18 protein-coding genes are annotated in these 18,324 nt (G+C 44.4%); 11 read left to right on the top strand and 7 right to left on the bottom strand.

The annotated features are described in order from the left end of the window. Nucleotides 1–179: 179 nt before the first annotated feature. From F0228_RS13835 to F0228_RS13845, 3 genes are all read right to left on the bottom strand, one after another. Nucleotides 180–1,652: an aerolysin family beta-barrel pore-forming toxin gene (locus tag F0228_RS13835; protein ID WP_171762334.1), complete on the bottom strand. Its 1,473-nt coding sequence runs from the start codon at nt 1,650–1,652 to the stop codon at nt 180–182. A gap of 470 nt (nt 1,653–2,122) precedes the next feature. Continuing rightward, on the bottom strand, nt 2,123–2,884 hold the full coding sequence (locus F0228_RS13840; RefSeq protein ID WP_061031495.1) for a YdcF family protein: 762 nt from the start codon (nt 2,882–2,884) through the stop codon (nt 2,123–2,125). A gap of 328 nt (nt 2,885–3,212) precedes the next feature. After that, complete coding sequence (locus tag F0228_RS13845; protein WP_171762335.1) at nt 3,213–4,097, bottom strand: LysR family transcriptional regulator; 885 nt, start codon at nt 4,095–4,097, stop codon at nt 3,213–3,215. A 142-nt stretch (nt 4,098–4,239) separates the two neighbouring features. Between F0228_RS13845 and F0228_RS13850 the strand changes: the two genes are divergently transcribed. Next, the gene (locus F0228_RS13850) at nt 4,240–5,250 is read left to right on the top strand and encodes an aldo/keto reductase (protein WP_105057010.1); all 1,011 of its coding nucleotides are present in this window, start codon (nt 4,240–4,242) and stop codon (nt 5,248–5,250) included. Between the two features lie 9 nt (nt 5,251–5,259). Beyond that, entirely contained in the window at nt 5,260–5,652 is a 393-nt protein-coding gene (locus tag F0228_RS13855; protein WP_061031492.1) for a heme-binding protein, read from the top strand. 97 nt (nt 5,653–5,749) lie between these two features. Here F0228_RS13855 and F0228_RS13860 read toward each other — a convergent pair whose 3' ends face one another. The 4 genes from F0228_RS13860 to F0228_RS13875 form a co-directional block, all read right to left on the bottom strand. After that, a complete protein-coding gene (locus F0228_RS13860; RefSeq protein WP_061031491.1) occupies nt 5,750–7,123 on the bottom strand; it encodes an L-cystine transporter in 1,374 nt (457 codons plus the stop codon). A 185-nt stretch (nt 7,124–7,308) separates the two neighbouring features. Beyond that, nucleotides 7,309–8,004, bottom strand: coding sequence for an NAD-dependent epimerase/dehydratase family protein (locus tag F0228_RS13865; RefSeq protein WP_061031490.1), 696 nt, complete (start codon nt 8,002–8,004; stop codon nt 7,309–7,311). Nucleotides 8,005–8,224: 220 nt separating this feature from the next. Further along, complete coding sequence (locus F0228_RS13870; protein ID WP_061031489.1) at nt 8,225–8,710, bottom strand: type II secretion system protein; 486 nt, start codon at nt 8,708–8,710, stop codon at nt 8,225–8,227. 279 nt (nt 8,711–8,989) lie between these two features. Next, entirely contained in the window at nt 8,990–9,145 is a 156-nt protein-coding gene (locus tag F0228_RS13875) for a hypothetical protein (protein WP_155647289.1), read from the bottom strand. Nucleotides 9,146–9,432: 287 nt separating this feature from the next. Between F0228_RS13875 and F0228_RS13880 the strand changes: the two genes are divergently transcribed. The 9 genes from F0228_RS13880 (at nt 9,433) to btuD (ending at nt 18,289) form a co-directional block, all read left to right on the top strand. After that, nucleotides 9,433–10,044, top strand: coding sequence for a flavin reductase family protein (locus F0228_RS13880; RefSeq protein ID WP_105057011.1), 612 nt, complete (start codon nt 9,433–9,435; stop codon nt 10,042–10,044). A gap of 71 nt (nt 10,045–10,115) precedes the next feature. After that, entirely contained in the window at nt 10,116–11,144 is a 1,029-nt protein-coding gene (cobT, locus tag F0228_RS13885; RefSeq protein ID WP_171730619.1) for a nicotinate-nucleotide--dimethylbenzimidazole phosphoribosyltransferase, read from the top strand. After that, nucleotides 11,144–11,950 carry an adenosylcobinamide-GDP ribazoletransferase gene (locus F0228_RS13890; RefSeq protein WP_171762336.1) on the top strand — a complete coding sequence of 269 codons (807 nt, stop codon included), beginning with the start codon at nt 11,144–11,146 and terminating at the stop codon, nt 11,948–11,950. Before cobT ends, F0228_RS13890 begins: the two co-directional genes overlap by 1 nt. A gap of 26 nt (nt 11,951–11,976) precedes the next feature. Beyond that, complete coding sequence (cobU, locus tag F0228_RS13895; protein ID WP_171762337.1) at nt 11,977–12,570, top strand: bifunctional adenosylcobinamide kinase/adenosylcobinamide-phosphate guanylyltransferase; 594 nt, start codon at nt 11,977–11,979, stop codon at nt 12,568–12,570. 9 nt (nt 12,571–12,579) lie between these two features. Beyond that, nucleotides 12,580–13,197 carry an alpha-ribazole phosphatase family protein gene (gene cobC, locus F0228_RS13900; protein ID WP_171762338.1) on the top strand — a complete coding sequence of 206 codons (618 nt, stop codon included), beginning with the start codon at nt 12,580–12,582 and terminating at the stop codon, nt 13,195–13,197. Nucleotides 13,198–13,322: 125 nt separating this feature from the next. Beyond that, entirely contained in the window at nt 13,323–15,119 is a 1,797-nt protein-coding gene (locus tag F0228_RS13905) for a M3 family oligoendopeptidase (protein ID WP_171762339.1), read from the top strand. A 266-nt stretch (nt 15,120–15,385) separates the two neighbouring features. Next, nucleotides 15,386–16,414 (top strand): succinylglutamate desuccinylase, encoded by a 1,029-nt coding sequence (locus F0228_RS13910; protein ID WP_061031481.1) that lies wholly within the window; start codon nt 15,386–15,388, stop codon nt 16,412–16,414. Nucleotides 16,415–16,548: 134 nt separating this feature from the next. Then, on the top strand, nt 16,549–17,544 hold the full coding sequence (gene btuC, locus F0228_RS13915; protein WP_171762340.1) for a vitamin B12 ABC transporter permease BtuC: 996 nt from the start codon (nt 16,549–16,551) through the stop codon (nt 17,542–17,544). Continuing rightward, nucleotides 17,531–18,289, top strand: a complete 759-nt coding sequence (gene btuD / locus F0228_RS13920; RefSeq protein WP_171762341.1) for a vitamin B12 ABC transporter ATP-binding protein BtuD — start codon at nt 17,531–17,533, stop codon at nt 18,287–18,289. Before btuC ends, btuD begins: the two co-directional genes overlap by 14 nt. The last annotated feature ends 35 nt before the right edge of the window (nt 18,290–18,324 follow it).

Consider the following 18,324-nt stretch of genomic DNA (forward strand, 5'->3'; position numbering starts at 1 on the left):
ATAGTGCCTTTCTTTGGTGGTTGGGAGGAAAAGCACTTCTCAAACAGTGTTTACTGACGACAGAGGGAACCTGCCCAGAACAGTTGTTGAATAAGTGCTTTGGTTTACTTTTAGATACGGAGGTAACAAAAAGCTCACCACCGGAGTGATGAGCTTAGTGTTTGAGTACAGGCGTGTTTTTAGTGTTGTATTGGAGTAATCATTAGCTGAGCATCGTGATAACCGAGTCGATTTAGTGCTTCAGGATCGAAATCGGTCACAACAGTTATATCGCCCGCATAGTAGGTTTTGTTGTTGGTTAATATGTTCACGGCATCAAATGAATCGACAGAGTGCTCAGCACCGATATCGATCATCCCAGAATATTGTGACTCGGCATTAAACTGACCAGAAACATAAGAGTAGAAGGGGCGAACACTCGCGCCAGCGGCGTATTGCATGCTGCTCAGACCATATTCGTTGATTGCCCAACTCCAGTCCCACCATTCCATCTCACCGGGAATATAACGGTGGTCCCATTGGTAGCGGATATTCGCTTGCTCTTCGCTGTTGGTGCCCATGGTAAATGTGTGAGAGAGAGTAGGGCGGTTAGTCGGGTGTGAAACTAACGCATTACCACTGTAACGAAGAAAGCCTGTGAAGTTTACGTCGTAACTCATATTAGCTTTGATGCGATAAGGGTAAGAGATGGTAGAGCGCAAGAACTCAACTCTAAATGGTAATACTGAACGAGCAGGTACCGTTAAGATGGCTTGAAGGTCACTCGCCTTAGAGCGCTGCCCACTATTGGTATCAGCGAAATGCTGGCCTTTTTCTAACACTACTCGAACATCGGTTTTTCCAGCTTGAGGCCAGTTAAAGTCTTCGTTCATCAAGACAACATCTGCAAGGTCAAAACGATTGGTCTTATTCCACTGCGTTGATTGTAAGAAATGAAGATCGACGATGATCTGTTTAGGCTGCTCGGTCTTATTGATGGCGTAAGCTGAAAGGGTGTTAATTAGCTCTTGGTCTGTTTCTTCAACGGTACCGTATGAGAAGCCTTTCGTATCGAGCGTGTAAGCGAAGTTATCGACGGTGATTGTCGTTTTCTCATTACAACGGTCGCCTGTACAACTGCCATTACTATTTCCCTTGATCTCCCAGCCATCGTTAAGCTGATTTATCGCCATGTCTTGACCAACATAGAGTCCGTCATCGCCACCTACCCATGCATAACCAAGGTTGTGTGCGAGATATGCTAATGGCCTGATGAAGTATGCATTGTCATTGACCAAGCTTCTCTGAACCCCAAGGTTACTGCTTTCTTGGATTGCTTGAGCTGGGTAGTATGGTAAACCCGCTTCTGGTTTATTGGGGTAACACCAGGTTTTGTCACTTAACTCTCCATGCTTAATAAGCCCGTGGTAACCAGAGCCCATGATCACCCAATCATCTTTAAGACCAAAGATATCCCAAACGTTCATGCGAGAAACAAGCGCAGCTTTGTGTTCCTGCGCTTCAGTATGAGTCAGTGGGCGATAGTCGGAGCGACAAACATCCTCACCGAGGTTATCCAACACGACTTGGTCTGAATAGATTTTGGCATTAACAGAATAAGACGTTAATGATGTGGCAGCGATAAAGAGCACAGTTTTACTGACGTTGAACATTAATGAGTTCCTAATTGCCATTGTTTGGCTTTTTTATTAGATATTATTTATATGTGTTATTTGAAGCCGAGGGCTCCTAGCGGCGTGTACTCTGTCATATAAAACGATCGCAAAAATACTGAATTGAATTGAAAAGAAATTCTCTTTAATTTCAGGTGCTTTTAGTGATTGAAGTGTTATTTGATAAAGATTTTTCTCTTTATTCTCTTTATTCTCTGTCTTTTTTATTGAGCGGTGCGTACTCAGGTACGGGATACCTTTTGAGGTGTGTGTAAGGCTTTCGATGAAATGATGAAAGGTGGCGAGTTCAACAAACAGGTTGATACTGATTGTCTTGCATAGATGGTAAAGAACATAGACAAAACAGATACAAAAATGCAGCGATAACCCAAGGGTTGTCGCTGCATTTTCATTTATAGTGATTTGACTACCTTACTCAGAGCAGCCTTCGGTAATCGGCGAGTGTCTTATTACGCGTCGCCTGGTTTTTCGCGTTTGCTGTTCCAACCCATAAAGTTGTAGATGTTGTATCGCGCAAACCCGATTTGTTCATGCAGAGCAAAGTCTGTTACGGCAAAGTTATACCATAATGGCAGCCATGAAGTTTGAGCTGCCATGTAGTCAGCTCTCACTGGAATCACGTTCAATCCAAAGTGGTTGAAGTAGAGTTCACTACGGCGAATGTGCAGGCCAGATGAAACCAGCACAATGTTGTCGAATTGGTGATGTTTCATCAGATCGCTGGTCAGCTGCGCATTTTTCCAAGTGTTGACGCTGTTCGGCTCCTGGATAAGGTCGGCGATTGGAACACCCAGTCTAAGCAGTTGTTGCTCGTAAATTTCAGCCTCTGTGACACCGTTATTCTGAGCATCACCACCACTGATGATTACTTTGCATGAAGTTTGCGTTTTAGCACACTCTTTGTATTGGCTTGCCGTTTCACTAATTCGGCCATAAGAGAAAAAGGCGGGCTCGAACTCTTGTGTGCTTTTAATTAGCTGCGTGCCTGCACCAAGAAGAACAATCGCATTATTATCCGACCATTGGATCTCAGGCTTGCTTTCGTAATTCGCTTGCAGGTCGTCTAGTAAATAACGAGGAATTAAACCCGTACCAATCAGCACAAATGACGATATAAGAACAAGAGATAAAAAAGTGGAAGTTGCTCGCCATTGAAGTAAGCGAGTTATGAAAACCAATAGTAGAAGAAGTAAAAGTATAATAAAGCTCATGGTGATCCCGTTATCGAACTGGTGTCAATTTAATGCAGCATATTGAGGTGTTGAATCATATATCAATCACGGTGATACTTCATAGCTAACTCATTGTATTATTGAACAAATGCACGATTTCTTGTAATTAAATAAGATATCTAATAGGAGGACGAGTAAAAGTGATTTATTATTGTTCAATAACCCCGAACAAAATATAGGTATATAAACGAAGGGATCATTTAAACCCTATTTCGTGTTATTTAAACTCTGTTTCGTGTTATTTAAACCCTATTTCGTGTTATCTAAATCAGTTACTTTCGCTTGCCTTAAATCACTAGCCCATCATTTATCGACTCAAACTTTCAAAGTAATTCTGAACAAACTTAATAAACACTTGGTGCTTTTTAGCAGGGTAGATGACTTGCGGATAGAACAGGTAAATACTGTTCCCTTGTTGTAAGCACTCGCCGGGTAATACTCGCTCTAACTCGCCACGTTCAACTTCTTTGTCAACGTAATAACTCGCGATACGAATAATCCCGTTTCCTATCATGGCTTGTTGCTTGAGTAAGTGATTGTCATTGCTTGAAAGCCAACCTGACACATCGATATTTGCCGATTTTAAAGGCCACTCAGTTTGATGAAGCGTTGCTAAGCATTGGTGATTGCTTAAATCGCTCACGTTGGTGGGGCGACCAAATTGGTTAAGATAGCTGGGCGTTGCAACCAAATCGTGTTGATAGGTAATCAATTGTTTCGCGATCATGTTATCTGGTGGAGTATTGGTGGCACGAAAGGCGATATCGATATCATCGTGGTTGAGATTAAAGTTGGTGTAACTGCTGTTAATCTCAAAGCGAATCTCGGGGTATTGCTGTCTAAACTGCTGGCAGATATCGAACAGGAACACCTCTGTAAACATCTTTGGTGCCGTAAGGCGTAACGTGCCTTTTACGATGTCGTGTTGCTCGGAAATGCTGCGCTCGAGCTGCAACACTTGAGAGCGTATCGTTAAACCTTGTTGCAGTGCGCGTTCGCCTTCTTGGGTTAGTCGTACACTGCGCGTGGTTCTTACAAACAATGGACACTGTAAGTCCCTTTCTAGTCGTTTGATTTGCTCTGAAAGGTAGCTCTTGGATATACCAAGCTTTTCCGCTGCCTTGGTAAAGTTAAGTTGCTGAGCAAGTTCTACAAATAGGATCAGACGTTCTATTCTTTTGTGTTCGTTCATTCGCGTATTCCTTCAAAGCTACCCATCTTTATTGTTCGCTATACCAAACAATAATTTCGTTACTAGCATATTCTGTTATTTAAAAAGAACAATATGATAGAGGCATATTTATTGGCATCAAACCTTCTAAGCGAGATCAGGTATGACGAACAACATTGATTCAACGAACAAAAATGATAATCAAAAGAACATCCCACTATCAAACCATCTAGACGGTGTTGGGCAAATCGCCTACGGATGCATGGGGCTTGGAGGTGGCTGGAACGACAACCCGGTAACGACTGCTGATGTAGCTCAAACACGTAGCGTAATTGACACAGCACTAGAGTCGGGAATTAACCTGTTTGACCATGCTGATATTTATACTTTCAGTAAGGCAGAGCAAGCCTTTGGTCAAGCGTTACAACAAGCCCCTGAATTACGTGATCAGATGTTCATCCAATCCAAGTGTGGTATTCGATTTGAAGGTGAAGGCAACGTTGGTCGCTATGATTTTTCGGCTGATTGGGTAAGCCAATCAGTAGAAGGTATTTTGAAGCGATTGAATACTGAAAAGCTAGATGTGCTGCTTTTGCATCGCCCTGATCCGTTGATGGATTTGGATGAACTGGCAAGAACGCTGGAGAATCTGAAAGTACAGGGCAAGGTAGATTTCGTTGGTGTGTCTAACATGAACAGTCTCCAAATCCAGTACCTGCAATCTGCGCTCGGACAACCTATCGTCGCGAATCAAGTTGAGATGAGCTTAGCCAAATTGGATTGGTTGAATGATGGGGTGATGATTAACTCGCAAGGGCACCATCAATCAGACTTCGCTGCAGGTACTCTTGAACATTGCCAGATGAATAATATCCAACTGCAAGCTTGGGGCTGTTTGGCACAAGGTCGATTTGCTGAGCAAGGTTTATATTCAGAACACGAGAATGTGAAGAAGACCACGCACTATGTCGCTCAGTTAGCAAATCAATATGGCGTAGAAAGCGAAGCGATTGTGTTGGCGTTTTTACTTCGTCACCCTGCTGGTATTCAGCCTGTCATCGGTACCACCAATCTAGAGCGAATCAAGGCGTCTGCGGTTGCGACTCAGATTAATCTCACTCGTGAAGAGTGGTACAACTTATACGTGTACTCACGTGGTCAAGCATTGCCATAGGGGATGAACATGTTGAATCAAAAAATAGTACAGCAACTTGTGTACAGTGCACTCGACATTGCAGGGCACAACAACCAATCCATCGCTGTGAGTGTATGTGATACACATGGTGAACTGCTGGCGTTCTCCCGAATGGACAATGTTAGCGTGCAAGCAGGCTTGTTGGCTCAAAACAAAGCTTATACCTCGGCTAGAGATAGACAACCGAGTGGTAATTTAGGCGCTTGGGCGAGAGAAACTGGCAAAGATCTTAGCTATTGGACGGACTCAAAAATCACCGGATTCAAAGGTGGGGTTCCGATTAAGTATCAAGGGCAGGTGATTGGTGCTATTGGTATTAGCGGATTAAGTGAAGATGACGATGAAGCATTAGCTGAGAATGTGATTCGATTAGTGCTTTAAGTTCTAACGTTTACAACGCAGTTCTGACATAAGACAGATAATAAAAAACCGATGCATGGGCATCGGTTTTTTGTTGATCGAGCTGTTTGATTCAGAATTAAGCGTTCGCCTGTTCCAGATCTTGTTGCTTGTCTTTCTTACCTAATAGGCGACTTGTAATCGTACCGGCTGTCATCGCACCAGATACGTTAAGCGCTGTACGAGCCATATCGATAAGTGGCTCGATAGAGATAAGCAGTGCTGCAATCGTTACAGGAAGGCCCATAGCTGGAAGTACGATAAGTGCTGCGAACGTTGCACCGCCACCCACACCAGCGATACCGAAAGAGCTCACCGTGATGATTGCAATCAGAGACAGAATGAAGTTGATGTCCATTGGGTCAATACCAACTGTAGGTGCAACCATAACTGCAAGCATTGCAGGGTAGATACCCGCACAACCGTTCTGACCAATTGTTGCGCCGAAAGAGGCCGAAAGGTTAGCAATTGCTGGTGGCACGTTTAGCTTGGTGATCTGAGCTTCAACATTCAGTGGAATCGTTGCAGCAGAGCTACGCGAAGTAAAAGCGAACGTTAGAACAGGCCAGATTTTTTGGAAGTATTCTTTCGGGTTTACGCCAACAAAAGAAACCAACACACCGTGAACTACAAACATCAATAGAATTGCAACGTAAGACGCTACGATGAAACCTAGTAGGCTTAAGATGTCAGAAGCACTTGATGTTGCTACTACTTTCGCCATTAACGCTGCGATGCCGTATGGCGTTAATGCCATGATCATCTTAACTAAGCGCATCACGATAGATTGAGCTGCTTCAACGAACGTACGAATTGGTGATTCTAGCTCTTCTTTCTCTGCCATTACTTTACGAGCAGCAATACCCGTTAGCACACCAAAGATAACAACTGCGATGATAGATGTTGAGCGAGCGCCCGTTAGGTCTGCAAATGGGTTGGTTGGAATGAAGCTAACCAGCATTTGTGGAATTGTTAGGTCTGAAACGCTGCCAATGCGGCTTTCTAGCGTTGCGATACGTGCTGTTTCACGTGCACCTTCTGTCAAACCTTCAGCAGATAGACCAAATGCCTGAGTTACTACAATACCAACAATCGCAGAAATCGCTGTGGTGGCTAACAACACAGAGATCGTGATGCCAGAGATTTTGCCCAGTGAACCGCCTTTCTCAAGCTTAACTACCGCCGCAATCATCGAAACTAGTACTAATGGCATGATGACCATTTTCAGTAAGCCAACGTAACCACGACCAACAATGTTTACCCAGTCTAGCGTTTCGTTAATAACAAGGTTGCCTTCACCAAATAGCAGCTGAAGACCAAGGCCGAAAGCACTACCAAAAACTAAACCTAACAGAACTAAGCGCGATAACGTGTTTTCTTTTTTCTGCTGTCCGTAGAGAAAGAAGAGGATACCAGTGAATACCGCTAAGGCAGCGATAGCTGAAAGTGACATTTGTTTTCCTTATGAATTTCTTTAAATCGATAGGGCGCTTAGATATATGGGCGCAAATACTGTTAGCTACAGTAGCGACCTGTAACAAAACGTAAAATAAGGAAAAGTAATTAAATAGAACGATAGGTAATATCCACCGAATGGTATGAGTGGATATACAACATTATGGTGAATAGATGAGCTTTTTAGCGATATTTTGCCAATAAATTGAGCATGTCATTGGATGAGTAAATTTCGATATTTTGGAAATTATTTTCGAACAATCGGAACAACATGGCCTGAGCGACATCTTTTGATTGGATAGGGCGTAGGTTTTTGAATTTCCCAAACATAAAAGGCGACAGAAGAGGAAATACGCTTTGTAGCAGCTTTTCATCGGCTCTTGGTTCTTCTCGCTCGCCAACCAATGGCCCAGGGCGTGCAATGAACAGTTGCTTGAAGCCGATACGCTTTAAGTTCTGCTCCATTTGCCCTTTACACTTGAGGTAGTGCGAATAGGAATCAGCGGACGCGCCATAACTGGACACAACCGCAAGGCGTTGAACTCCAAGAAACTTCATCGACTGAGCTACGTGGCTGACCAACTCTACATCGACTTTACGCAATGCTTCTTTCGAACCTGCCTTTTTCTTGGTGGTGCCTAAGCAGATGATCCCAAGGTTGGGTGTGGTTTTGGTATCGTCCCAACTGGTGACTTGCAGATCACTATGAATCAGCGTGTGGAGTTTTTCTGAGTGGAACTGTGAATCGAGTGCCCTTCGGGACAAAGCGTAAATGTGCTGTATCGCAGGCTCGTTGATGAGCAGGTTCATCACATGATGACCAATCAGTCCGGTAGCACCAGCCACTATGATTGATGTCTTATCTCCAGAAATACTCATAACTATCCCTAACGTTTACGTAAGTCACTGTTTCAATTTAAACCTTCTTGTTCAATGACGAAAACTTGTTCGCTTTTAATGTGAAGGCACGTGCAAATTAAAGACGAGCCATCGGCATTAGCTACAAGAAAATAGTGTTGTGGAAACAAGAAAGCCCGCGTATACGGGCTTAAAGAGATCAGGCAACATAATGAACGTAATAGATTTTTAAGTTAAGAGGTTAACACCCATCATAGAATTTATTGATTGTTAGATCGCCAATATTGATGAGTTGAGTTTGATCTAATGTGTAAGATCGCGTGAATTGAACAAAACAGTTATAGCCCTTTAATTCTCTAAATTGCCTTTCTCTGCCCGTGTAGACTATAAGGGTTGGGTTGAATTTCGGTCCATAGCTGAGCAACTGATAGTCATCAGTTTGCATCGCGTTTTTAATATTGTCTGAATCTAATGCAATAGCGCCCCATCTAATCCATACATCTTGGTCTGGCAATTGAATGAGTTTTTCTTTCTCTAAGCCTTCGATGGCTGCTTTGCCCATGACTATTTCATTGGTTGCGTTAAAAGCGCCGATGAAGCCATCGAGCGTTGCTTTTGTTGCATCCGATTTGATGTTTAAAAATCGAGGTGCAGCCGTGACAGCGACAATACCTAAAATAGCGATAACCGAAACCAACTCAATTAACGTAAAGCCTTTGTTTTTCATAAATACCCTTAACTATTGATGGGGTAAGTCTATCAATAAGGGGGAGGGAGTAAATAAATGAAAGTTTGTTATAACTTTATGAAATGTAAGGGTAAGTTTACGAAGTTTAACAAGTGAACTAATGCTTGAAATCTAATTGGTTTATTGGTTTTAAAGTGTACGGATTGTCTAACTTATGAGATCTGATGATGGCGCGATGAAGTGATGCATTAATCTATTTTTAGCCTCAAAAATAACAAAGCCCGTTGGGCGACGGGCTTGTTACTTTCTTCGCAAAATTTAGGTGAAGGACAGTGGGATTTTCCTTACCTTTTTGCTTGCTTTCTTACCTGATTTATTTGGTTTTCTTTTGCTTGAGTTTGGAATCATCGCACCTCCTAAATCATTTTTCTGAGCTTTACTTTTTTCAACCGGTTGTGTTGCTTGGTGTTGCATTTTGTAGCTAACAGCGTGGGTGTTCACTGTATGGGTACTTATCAATGGAGAGATTAACAAGTACATTACATAAAGCATAAAGGGTGCCAAAACGTAAGTTATTGATTTTTCGTTGTGATGGCAAACGAAGCACAATCTGTTAGTCTTTTTGATTCTCAACTTGAGAAAAAGTGGTTTTGAATTGCTTAAATTAAGAACACTCTCTGCGGTTTCTGTTACTTAGGCATAGATACAGCTTTGCTTAACACGTAAACTGGGTCGTAATTCACATAGACCAAGGATGTGCTATGAACCTCAAGCTTGATACTCTCGCTCCTACTCAGATTTACCACCTGATGACGCAAACCGTTGTGCCTCGTCCTATCGCGTGGGCATTAACGGAATCTGCTGCCCAAGAATACAATTTAGCGCCTTTCTCTTATTTCACGCCTGTTTCAAGTAACCCGCCGCTACTGATGTTATCGGTCGGGAAGAAGCCATCGGGCGAAATCAAAGACACCACTCGTAATGCCCTTGAAACGGGTCAGTTGGTTATTCACATCGCGTCAGCCAGTTCTGCCGAGGTGATGACAGCGACAGCAGCCTCGCTCGATCATGGTGACTCTGAAGTCACCGCGAATAATATCGAGTTGGTTGAGTTTGAAGGTTTTTCTTTACCTAGAGTGAAGGAGTGCGCTGTGGCTTTTGGCTGCACCTTGTATGAAGTTAAAGAAGTCGGTGAAGTACCGCAAAGCCTTATCTTTGCGCAAATTGAGCAGGTGTATATAGCTGAAGAGGTGATCGATAAAGAGAGCGACCGCCTGAAGATAGATGCGCTCGCACTGGATCCTTTATCTCGACTAGGTGGAGGCGAATACGCCACGCTATCCAATGTGTTCTCGGTGGCTCGTCCTAAGTAAGCGTTAACTATTTAGCTTTAGCGAATAAGATCGTTAAACCCCGTTCCTCAATGTAAGTGCCACATAATTTTATGTTAGATACAAAATACTCGCAGTACATCCAACATCGCATTGACCAAAAAACTAAGCCGCTAGGCGCGCTTGGTTTACTGGAAAAAGTTGCTCATCAATTGGCTCTGATTCAAAGCCAAGGAAAAGAAGCTGCGGTTGAACATATTGAATTAAATAAACCGCGTATCATCATTTTTGCAGGTGATCATGGTGTTGCTGATGAAGGCGTGAGTATTGCCCCGAGTGCCGTCACACAGCAGATGGTATTGAACTTCTTAAACGGCGGCGCAGCGATTAACTGTTTTTGTGCGGTGAATAACATCGATATTACGGTGGTCGACACAGGAATATTGTTACCAATCGAATCTGATAACCCAATGCTGATCTCCCAGCGTTTGGGTACACGAACCAATAACTTTGCCAATGAAGCCGCGATGAGTTTAGAAACGGTAGAACGTGGGATTGAATTGGGCGCAGATCTTGTATCTAGAACCATTTCGAATGGCACCAATATCATCATGTTTGGTGAGATGGGTATCGGCAATACCAGCAGCGCGTCAGCGATTTTAAGCGCACTAGCAAAGCGAACTGCGGCAGAGTGTGTTGGTTTAGGTACAGGCATCAATAACGAACAACTAGCTCATAAAGTGGCTGTGGTTGAACAAGGTGTTGCACGCTGCAAAGGACTCGATCCTAAATCGATTCTAGCTCAAGTTGGTGGTTACGAAATAGTGCAAATGGTGGGTGCCTTCCTTGGTGCATACCACAACAGAACACCAGTATTGGTCGATGGTTTTATTGTGTCAGTTGCGGCGTATGTTGCGACCTTGATTGAGCCGAACTGTCGCGATTACATGATCTTTGCGCATCGCTCTGAAGAGTCAGGGCACAAAATCCTACTAGAACTTTTAGACGCGGAACCGTTGCTTGACCTTGGCTTGAGATTAGGCGAGGGCACGGGCGCAGCTTTGGCTATGCCAATCACCCGAGCGGCAGCGGAGTTCTATAACAGCATGGCGAGCTTCGAGAGCGCTGGAGTCACAGTTTAATGAGTGATACGCCACAAAGATCTTTGAAAGATCGCGCAGCTTATCAGTGGGAGCTGTTTTCGTTGGCAATGGGCTTTTTTTCTCGCTTGCCGATGCCGAAGAATACGCCTTATTCAGAAGAGCGTATGAACCGTTCTGGTCGCTACTTTTCAACAGTTGGTTTGTTGCTGGGTGTCTTGTGCGGCGGTTTGTTTCTGTTGCTTGATACTGTGTTACCAAGCTCGATTGCCATCTTTTTGATGATGAGTTTTAGCTTAATGCTCACTGGCGCTTTCCATGAGGATGGTTTGACCGACATGGCGGATGGCATCGGTGGTGGTATGACATTGGAACGTCGTTTGACCATCATGAAAGACAGCCGCATCGGTACATACGGTGCGTCTGCGCTGATCATGGCTTTGCTTGGTAAGTGGGTTCTGCTCAATGAACTCGTCAGCATGGCTGAATTGTTTATGGTCATCGTGACGAGCTACACCTTTAGCCGAGCGATTGCGGCCTCCCTTATTTATGACATGCCTTATGTTAGCGACTTGGATACGAGCAAGAGTAAGCCTTTAGCCAACAAACAAACCAAGGGGGAGCTTGTCTTCCTTATGTTGGTTGGCCTGTTGCCAAGCTTGTGGTTTGGGTTAGCGTTTACGTGTGTTTTAGCTGTGATTGCTTACCTGTTTAGAGTGGGCTTCAAAAAGTGGTTAACGGCTCGAATTGGCGGCTTTACTGGTGACTGTTTGGGCGCGGCTCAACAGTTGATGGAACTGCTGATTTACGTTGTGTTTACCGCTGCGTTTTATAACGGCTTTATGTAACTCATTCAGGATTTTAGAGGTAACACATGACAACCAATAATCAAGCGTATCAGAGTCATCGCCATCTTGTTTTAGGTGGCGCGCGCTCAGGTAAGTCGAGTTTTGCAGAACAACAAGCATTATGTGCAATTGAAGCATGTTCAAATGGGCGTCTACATTACATAGCGACTGCGACCTATTTAGACGATGAAATGCGTGAACGAATCGCGCACCATCAACAACGTCGTGGCGAGCAATGGATTGAGCATGAAGTACCCGTCGAATTAGCCGAAAAATTGCAGTCTTTTGAGAAAGAAGATGTGGTGCTGATTGACTGCCTAACATTGTGGTTGAACAACATCATCTTTGAACTGGGTGACGACGCAACCAATGAACAGGTTGAAGCCGTGGTTGAAGTATTGGTCAAAAGCGTCGAGCAAAGCCAAGCGCAAATTATCATGGTCTCTAACGAAGTGGGTTTAGGTGTTGTTCCTCTGGGTAAAGTGTCGCGCTTATTTGTAGACAATGCTGGGCGAATGAACCAAGCGCTCGCAAGCGTTGTCGAACGAGTCACGTTGATCGCCGCAGGATTACCGTTGAATTTAAAACCCTCAAATCATTCGTTTGATGCTCAAGGCTAGGTCTCATACATGGTCAATGGAACAACCAAAAATATCTATTTGCTAAGACACGCCAAGGTTGAAGGAAAAGCTGCACTAAACGGTGTATCTGACGTGCTGGTTAACCCTGAGCTTCAACAGCAAATATGTGAAGCCTTGGTGCAACACGGTGTGGCTCTTGATGGTGTTATTACCTCGCCATTAAGGCGCTGCAGCGACCTAGCAAATTTATATGCAGAGCGCATGTCGGTGCCTTTGTCGATTGCACCAGAATTTCAAGAAATGAACTTTGGTGAGGTGGACGGCATCGCGTTTGATGAGCTTGAAGATAAGTGGGCGATGCTAGACACCTTTTGGCAAGACCCGGCAAATCATCAACTGACTGGAGCGGAAAGTTTACAGAGCTTCCACGACAGAGTAACTCAAGCTTGGTCGCAACTTTTGAATAACTCAAGTGACAATCTATTGATGGTTACTCATGGGGGCGTAATTCGAATGCTATTGGCGCATTGCCTTGATATTGATTGGAAAAATCCGAGCTTGTACTCGAAGCTATCGATTGAAAATGCCTCGATAACCCATATTCAAGTCACTCAGTTTGCGCAGAGCTTTATCAGCGTCAAAGCGATAGGCCTGCCTGTTCTCTGAGTGTCCAAAAACACAGTTTAAGAATTAACAATCTTAGAAGTATTAAAAGTAATTAGAAGTATAAAGTGGCGTTAACAGTCGCTATACCAGATTGGTATTACTACCTACGTGAAAGGAATTTAGTCATGACAACACCGAGTTGGGATCTAAGCATTGCTTATCGCGATCTTGATGATGCAAAAATTGAACAGGATATTGAACTCATTCAACAGTGTATCGAACTCTTGTACCTGCATGTTGAAAAGCGTCACATCATTCTGGCAATGCAAAACGCAATCCAGACCTCAGAAGCAGCAGGCACGCTACTAAGCACAATTAACACCTTTGCTAACTGTCACGCTTCAGTGGATGCGACTCATACAGAAGCCAAAGCGCTGCTTGGCCGTGTAGCAAAGCTGAACTCTGAAATGTCACAAGCGTTTAGCCCTTATGAAGATACGCTGATTCACGCAGAACCAGAGTTTATTGATGCCGTTTTAGAACACGAGAGTGCAGATGTTGCAGGCCAACGCTTTGCGATTGAAAGCTCACGTAAGCTATCAAGCAGCCGTCTCAGTGTGGCTGAAGAACAGCTTTTAGCAGCCATGAAAGTCGATGGCCGTGATGCATGGGGTCGTTTATACGATAACCTTACCGGCTCTTTGAAACTGTCTTTGAAACTTGATGGTGAAGAAGAAGCACTTGGCTTCTCGCAAGCGGCGAGCTTGTTGTACGGTAGCGAATTCGACAAACAAGAGCCTGCATGGCGTGCGGTTCAAGGTGCAATGAAGACTCACCAAGAGTCATTTGCTTCGATCCTAAATGCGCTTGCAGGTTGGCGTCTGACTGAAAACAAAAAGCGCTCGAAAATCGCAGATGTGCATTTCTTAGATCCAAGCTTGCACGGCAGCCGAATTGTGCCTGAAACGCTAGACACAATGATGTCTGTGGCGAAAGCTAATCGCGCAGTAGGTCAGAAAGCGGGTCTGTTGATGGCAAGAGTTCACGGCTTAGATGAAATGAAGCCATGGAATCACTTAGCTGCAATGCCGCCACTTGGTGACGCTGAATCTAAGGTTTACCCATTTGATGAAGCGATCGAAGTGATCAAAACCGCTTTCGCAGAAGTAAATCCAGAGCTGGCTGATTTTGTCGCTTTGATGGTTGAGAATGGTTGGATTGATGCCGCACCAGCAGCCAACAAACGTTTAGGTGCTTACTGCACTAAATTTGCCGCGACACGCACACCGCTTGTGTTCATGACTTGGAGTGGCAGCCGCTCTGACTTAATGACATTGGCACACGAGCTAGGCCACGCGTTCCATAACTGGGTAATGAAAGACATGCCGTTGTGTAAGACTCGCTACCCAATGACGCTCGCAGAAACAGCTTCTATCTTTGCTGAAAACATCGTTCGTGACCACTTGTTAACGCAAGCCCAAACACGAAACGAGAAACTTGAAATGCTGTGGGAAGAGCTGTCTTCTTCATTGGCTTTAATGGTCAACATTCCAGTGCGCTTCGAATTCGAAAAAGCATTTTACGAGCAGCGTGAAAAAGGCGAGCTGACGGCGCAACAATTGTGTGACCTGATGGAAAGCACTTGGAAAGAGTGGTACGGCGATGCAATGACCGAAGCAGACCCTTACTTTTGGGCGAGCAAGTTACACTTCAGCATCTCTCAAGTGAGTTTCTACAACTATCCATACCTATTCGGTTATCTGTTCAGTAAAGGTGTTTACGCTCAGCGTGACGCGAAAGGTGAGCAGTTCTACGATGATTATGTCTCATTGCTTCGTGACACGGGTAGCATGATGGCGGAAGAAGTGGTTCAAAAACACTTAGGAATGGACCTGACTCAAGCTGATTTCTGGCAACAAAGCATCGACATGGTCAAAGTTCAGATCGATGAATTTGAAAGATTGCTCGATCAGGAAGATTAATTGATCTCAATCTGTTCATAGCAGGTAAGAGCTGTGTTAGCTTACGTGGCTCTTATCTTGCTGAAAGAACTTGATATAACCAAAAGTTGCTTTAAATAGAGAAAGTTATTTAGCACAGGACTCGGTTTGTTGATAAGCAGGAAATATAAAATTTATGGGTAGTATTTGTGAGTGATAACGGAGTTTCTGTTGATAAGTGCGATCCTAGCAACACAATTTCTATGTACAATTTATTAACATACGGCCGTGCAATTAAGGAGTAACGCATGACGAAGACCCTCTTTCGCCAATCATTTCTTTTTGACAGCCTAGATCTTGAGCAAGAAGTGTTTGCAGGACAGACCGTACTGAGTAACGGTGTTCAAATTAAGCTTCATCAACGTGGCGTGTTGGAAGTGATTCCCGCTGATTACAGTTCTGAAACCAAGAACATTATCTTTTCAAGCGGTGTACACGGCGACGAAACCTCACCAATGGAGCTGATTGATAAGCTCGTTGAGGATATTGAAACAGGCTTTCAGGCAGTGAACGCTAGATGCTTGTTTATCATAGCTCACCCAGAAGCAACCAACGCGCATACCCGTTTTCTTGATGTGAATATGAACCGTCTGTTTGATGAAAAGCAGTACGAGAGCAATCGAGAAGTGGATATCGCCCAGAACTTAAAGTATCTGGTGACAGAGTTTTATAAAGAAACCAAGCCAGAAACGCGCTGGCACTTAGATCTGCACTGTGCAATCCGTTTATCTAAGCATTATTCATTTGCTGTGAGCCCTAAGGTTCGCCACGAAGTACGTAGCAAAGAGTTATTCGACTTCATCAACAGTGCTCACGTTGAAGCCGTGTTGCTGTCGAATGCACCTACCAGCACGTTCAGCTGGTACAGCGCTGAAAACTTCGGAGCGCAGGCTCTGACAATGGAACTCGGGCAGGTCGCGAGAATTGGTGAGAACCAACTTGATAGACTAACGGCTTTTGATCTCGCCATGCGTAACTTAATCGCGGAAGCTGAGCCAGAGCATCTGCCTAAGCGAACCATTACTTATCGTGTGAGCCGCACCATTGTTCGTTTACATGATGATTTCGATTTCATGTTCTCAGATTCTGTAGAGAACTTTACTGCATTCAAGCACGGTGAAGTCTTTGGCCATGATGGTGATAAACCATTAATGGCGAAGAATGAAAACGAAGCAGTGGTGTTCCCAAACCGTAATGTTGCTATCGGTCAACGAGCAGCCTTAATGGTGTGTGAAGTGGAAACACGATTTGACCACGGGCAGTTGGTTTACGATTAATCTGTAGCAGCGACGACGGTTCGTTGAATAACCGCTCAACTGGTTGAAATATCAAGGTTCACATTACGGTGTGAACCTTGAGTTTATTTGGGTATACAGGTAAGGTTACGCGAACAATCTCAAAGTAGCTTGATATGGATTTCCAACAACTTCTTCACCAAAAACAGCGCAAATGGACGCGAGCCATTTATCTGATGGCATCACTGCTTATCGCGCTGAGTGCTATTTACCTAATGGTTGGCGATCTCTTCATTTCCCCTCTGGGCACCTTGTCCACATTAGAACAAAAACTACTGATTGATTTACGCTTACCTCGATTATTAGCAGCTATTGCCATCGGGGCAGGGCTAGCGGTTTCTGGCGCAAGCTTACAAGTGTTATTAGGCAACGTATTAGCAGAACCAGGTGTGCTCGGCATTTCTGGCGGTGCAAGCCTCGCCATGGTGATTGTGCTGTTCTTCTTGCCGTTTGCGCCGACTCCAGAACTCTTTATGATTGCCGCCGTATTAGGGTCACTCTGTTTCACCGTGATTCTGGTAAGCATGGTAAAAGCGATGCGACTGACCACATCCAAACTGCTGTTGGTGGGTGTTGCGTTAGGCATTCTTTCTGGCGCGATGGTGACATGGGCGTTCTATTTTAGTGACGACCTTAGCCTTCGCTTATTGATGTACTGGCTAATGGGCAGCCTAGGTGGTGTGACTTGGTATCAGCATTCGCTAACGTTAGTGATGATCCCTGTGATTATTTGGTTGTGTTTACAAGGCAGTAAGCTAGACAAAATGATGATAGGGGAGACACACGCTGCGCAACTGGGTGTGAATGTACCCAAGTTACGTTGGCGCTTAATCTTCGCTGTGTCTATTTTGGTCGGCTGTGCAGTGGCATTAGGCGGCGTAATCAGCTTTGTGGGCTTGGTTGTGCCACACTTACTTCGTTTAGCGATTGGTACTGACAACAAATACCTGCTTCCTTTGTCTGCTGTTGCGGGTGCTGCATTGTTGGTGTTTGCTGATATTTGCGCGCGTACCTTATTGGATTCTGCAGAATTACCTTTGGGTGTGATGACCACAAGTATCGGTGCGCCTATCTTCATTTGGATGTTAATTAAAAATCATGATTCAAATTAAGAGCCTGAGCGTCGGCGCTCGTTTATTACCGCTATCATTCGAGCTTAACCAAGGGCAGGTGACTCACGTTATCGGTCCCAATGGCAGCGGTAAAAGTACCTTACTTGAGGCCATTTCGGGTATCGGTGATGGTTACAAGGGCGATATCAAGCTCGATGAACAAGACTTATCAGATCTATCGCTTCAAGACTTGTCACTGCATCGCGCTTATTTGTGTCAAAGCGCAAGACCGGCTTTCAATTTAGAAGTGTTCCAATACCTTGCGTTGTCTCTGCCAAGCTCTTCACAAGGCCTTGATACTGAAATCAATGCAGCTTTGGAAGAAATCAGCCAGATGCTAGACATTGCAGACAAACTTCATCGCTCTATTCAAGCTTTGTCTGGTGGTGAGTGGCAACGCGTTCGCTTGGCGGGCATGTGTTTGCAAATTTGGCCGACACTTAACCCATACGCGAAGTTGTTGATTCTCGATGAGCCTGCTGCGCCATTGGATATTGCTCAAGAAGCCTTACTCTACAAGCTCATTGAACGAGTGGCAGAGAAGGGCATTGCGGTGATCATGGCAAACCACGATTTAAATCGTACCCTAAGACACGCTGACCAGGTGTTGTTGCTCGACAAAGGCGTTTTACAAGCTTCTGGTGCTGCGGCACACGTGCTGACTCCAGAGCAACTTGAGGCTGTATTCAACACTCAAGTGAAAAGTGTCTCCGTGGATGATCAAACTTACCTTATATTTGAGTAAGTGGATCTTGAGTCAACAAACCGTTCAGAAACATT

This window comes from Vibrio sp. 99K-1 (genome assembly GCF_013114585.1).
GTDB classification, from domain to species: domain Bacteria; phylum Pseudomonadota; class Gammaproteobacteria; order Enterobacterales; family Vibrionaceae; genus Vibrio; species Vibrio chagasii_B.

Coding starts and splice junctions, on each gene's coding strand:
- F0228_RS13850 (WP_105057010.1), top strand. CDS start 4,240: ATGACGAACAACATTGATTCAACGAACAAAAATGATAATCAAAAGAAC.
- F0228_RS13840 (WP_061031495.1), bottom strand. CDS start 2,884: ATGAGCTTTATTATACTTTTACTTCTTCTACTATTGGTTTTCATAACT.
- F0228_RS13860 (WP_061031491.1), bottom strand. CDS start 7,123: ATGTCACTTTCAGCTATCGCTGCCTTAGCGGTATTCACTGGTATCCTC.
- F0228_RS13890 (WP_171762336.1), top strand. CDS start 11,144: ATGAGTGATACGCCACAAAGATCTTTGAAAGATCGCGCAGCTTATCAG.
- F0228_RS13910 (WP_061031481.1), top strand. CDS start 15,386: ATGACGAAGACCCTCTTTCGCCAATCATTTCTTTTTGACAGCCTAGAT.
- btuC (WP_171762340.1), top strand. CDS start 16,549: ATGGATTTCCAACAACTTCTTCACCAAAAACAGCGCAAATGGACGCGA.
- F0228_RS13875 (WP_155647289.1), bottom strand. CDS start 9,145: ATGCAACACCAAGCAACACAACCGGTTGAAAAAAGTAAAGCTCAGAAA.
- F0228_RS13870 (WP_061031489.1), bottom strand. CDS start 8,710: ATGAAAAACAAAGGCTTTACGTTAATTGAGTTGGTTTCGGTTATCGCT.
- F0228_RS13880 (WP_105057011.1), top strand. CDS start 9,433: ATGAACCTCAAGCTTGATACTCTCGCTCCTACTCAGATTTACCACCTG.
- F0228_RS13835 (WP_171762334.1), bottom strand. CDS start 1,652: ATGTTCAACGTCAGTAAAACTGTGCTCTTTATCGCTGCCACATCATTA.
- F0228_RS13905 (WP_171762339.1), top strand. CDS start 13,323: ATGACAACACCGAGTTGGGATCTAAGCATTGCTTATCGCGATCTTGAT.
- cobC (WP_171762338.1), top strand. CDS start 12,580: ATGGTCAATGGAACAACCAAAAATATCTATTTGCTAAGACACGCCAAG.
- F0228_RS13865 (WP_061031490.1), bottom strand. CDS start 8,004: ATGAGTATTTCTGGAGATAAGACATCAATCATAGTGGCTGGTGCTACC.
- F0228_RS13845 (WP_171762335.1), bottom strand. CDS start 4,097: ATGAACGAACACAAAAGAATAGAACGTCTGATCCTATTTGTAGAACTT.
- cobU (WP_171762337.1), top strand. CDS start 11,977: ATGACAACCAATAATCAAGCGTATCAGAGTCATCGCCATCTTGTTTTA.
- btuD (WP_171762341.1), top strand. CDS start 17,531: ATGATTCAAATTAAGAGCCTGAGCGTCGGCGCTCGTTTATTACCGCTA.
- F0228_RS13855 (WP_061031492.1), top strand. CDS start 5,260: ATGTTGAATCAAAAAATAGTACAGCAACTTGTGTACAGTGCACTCGAC.
- cobT (WP_171730619.1), top strand. CDS start 10,116: ATGTTAGATACAAAATACTCGCAGTACATCCAACATCGCATTGACCAA.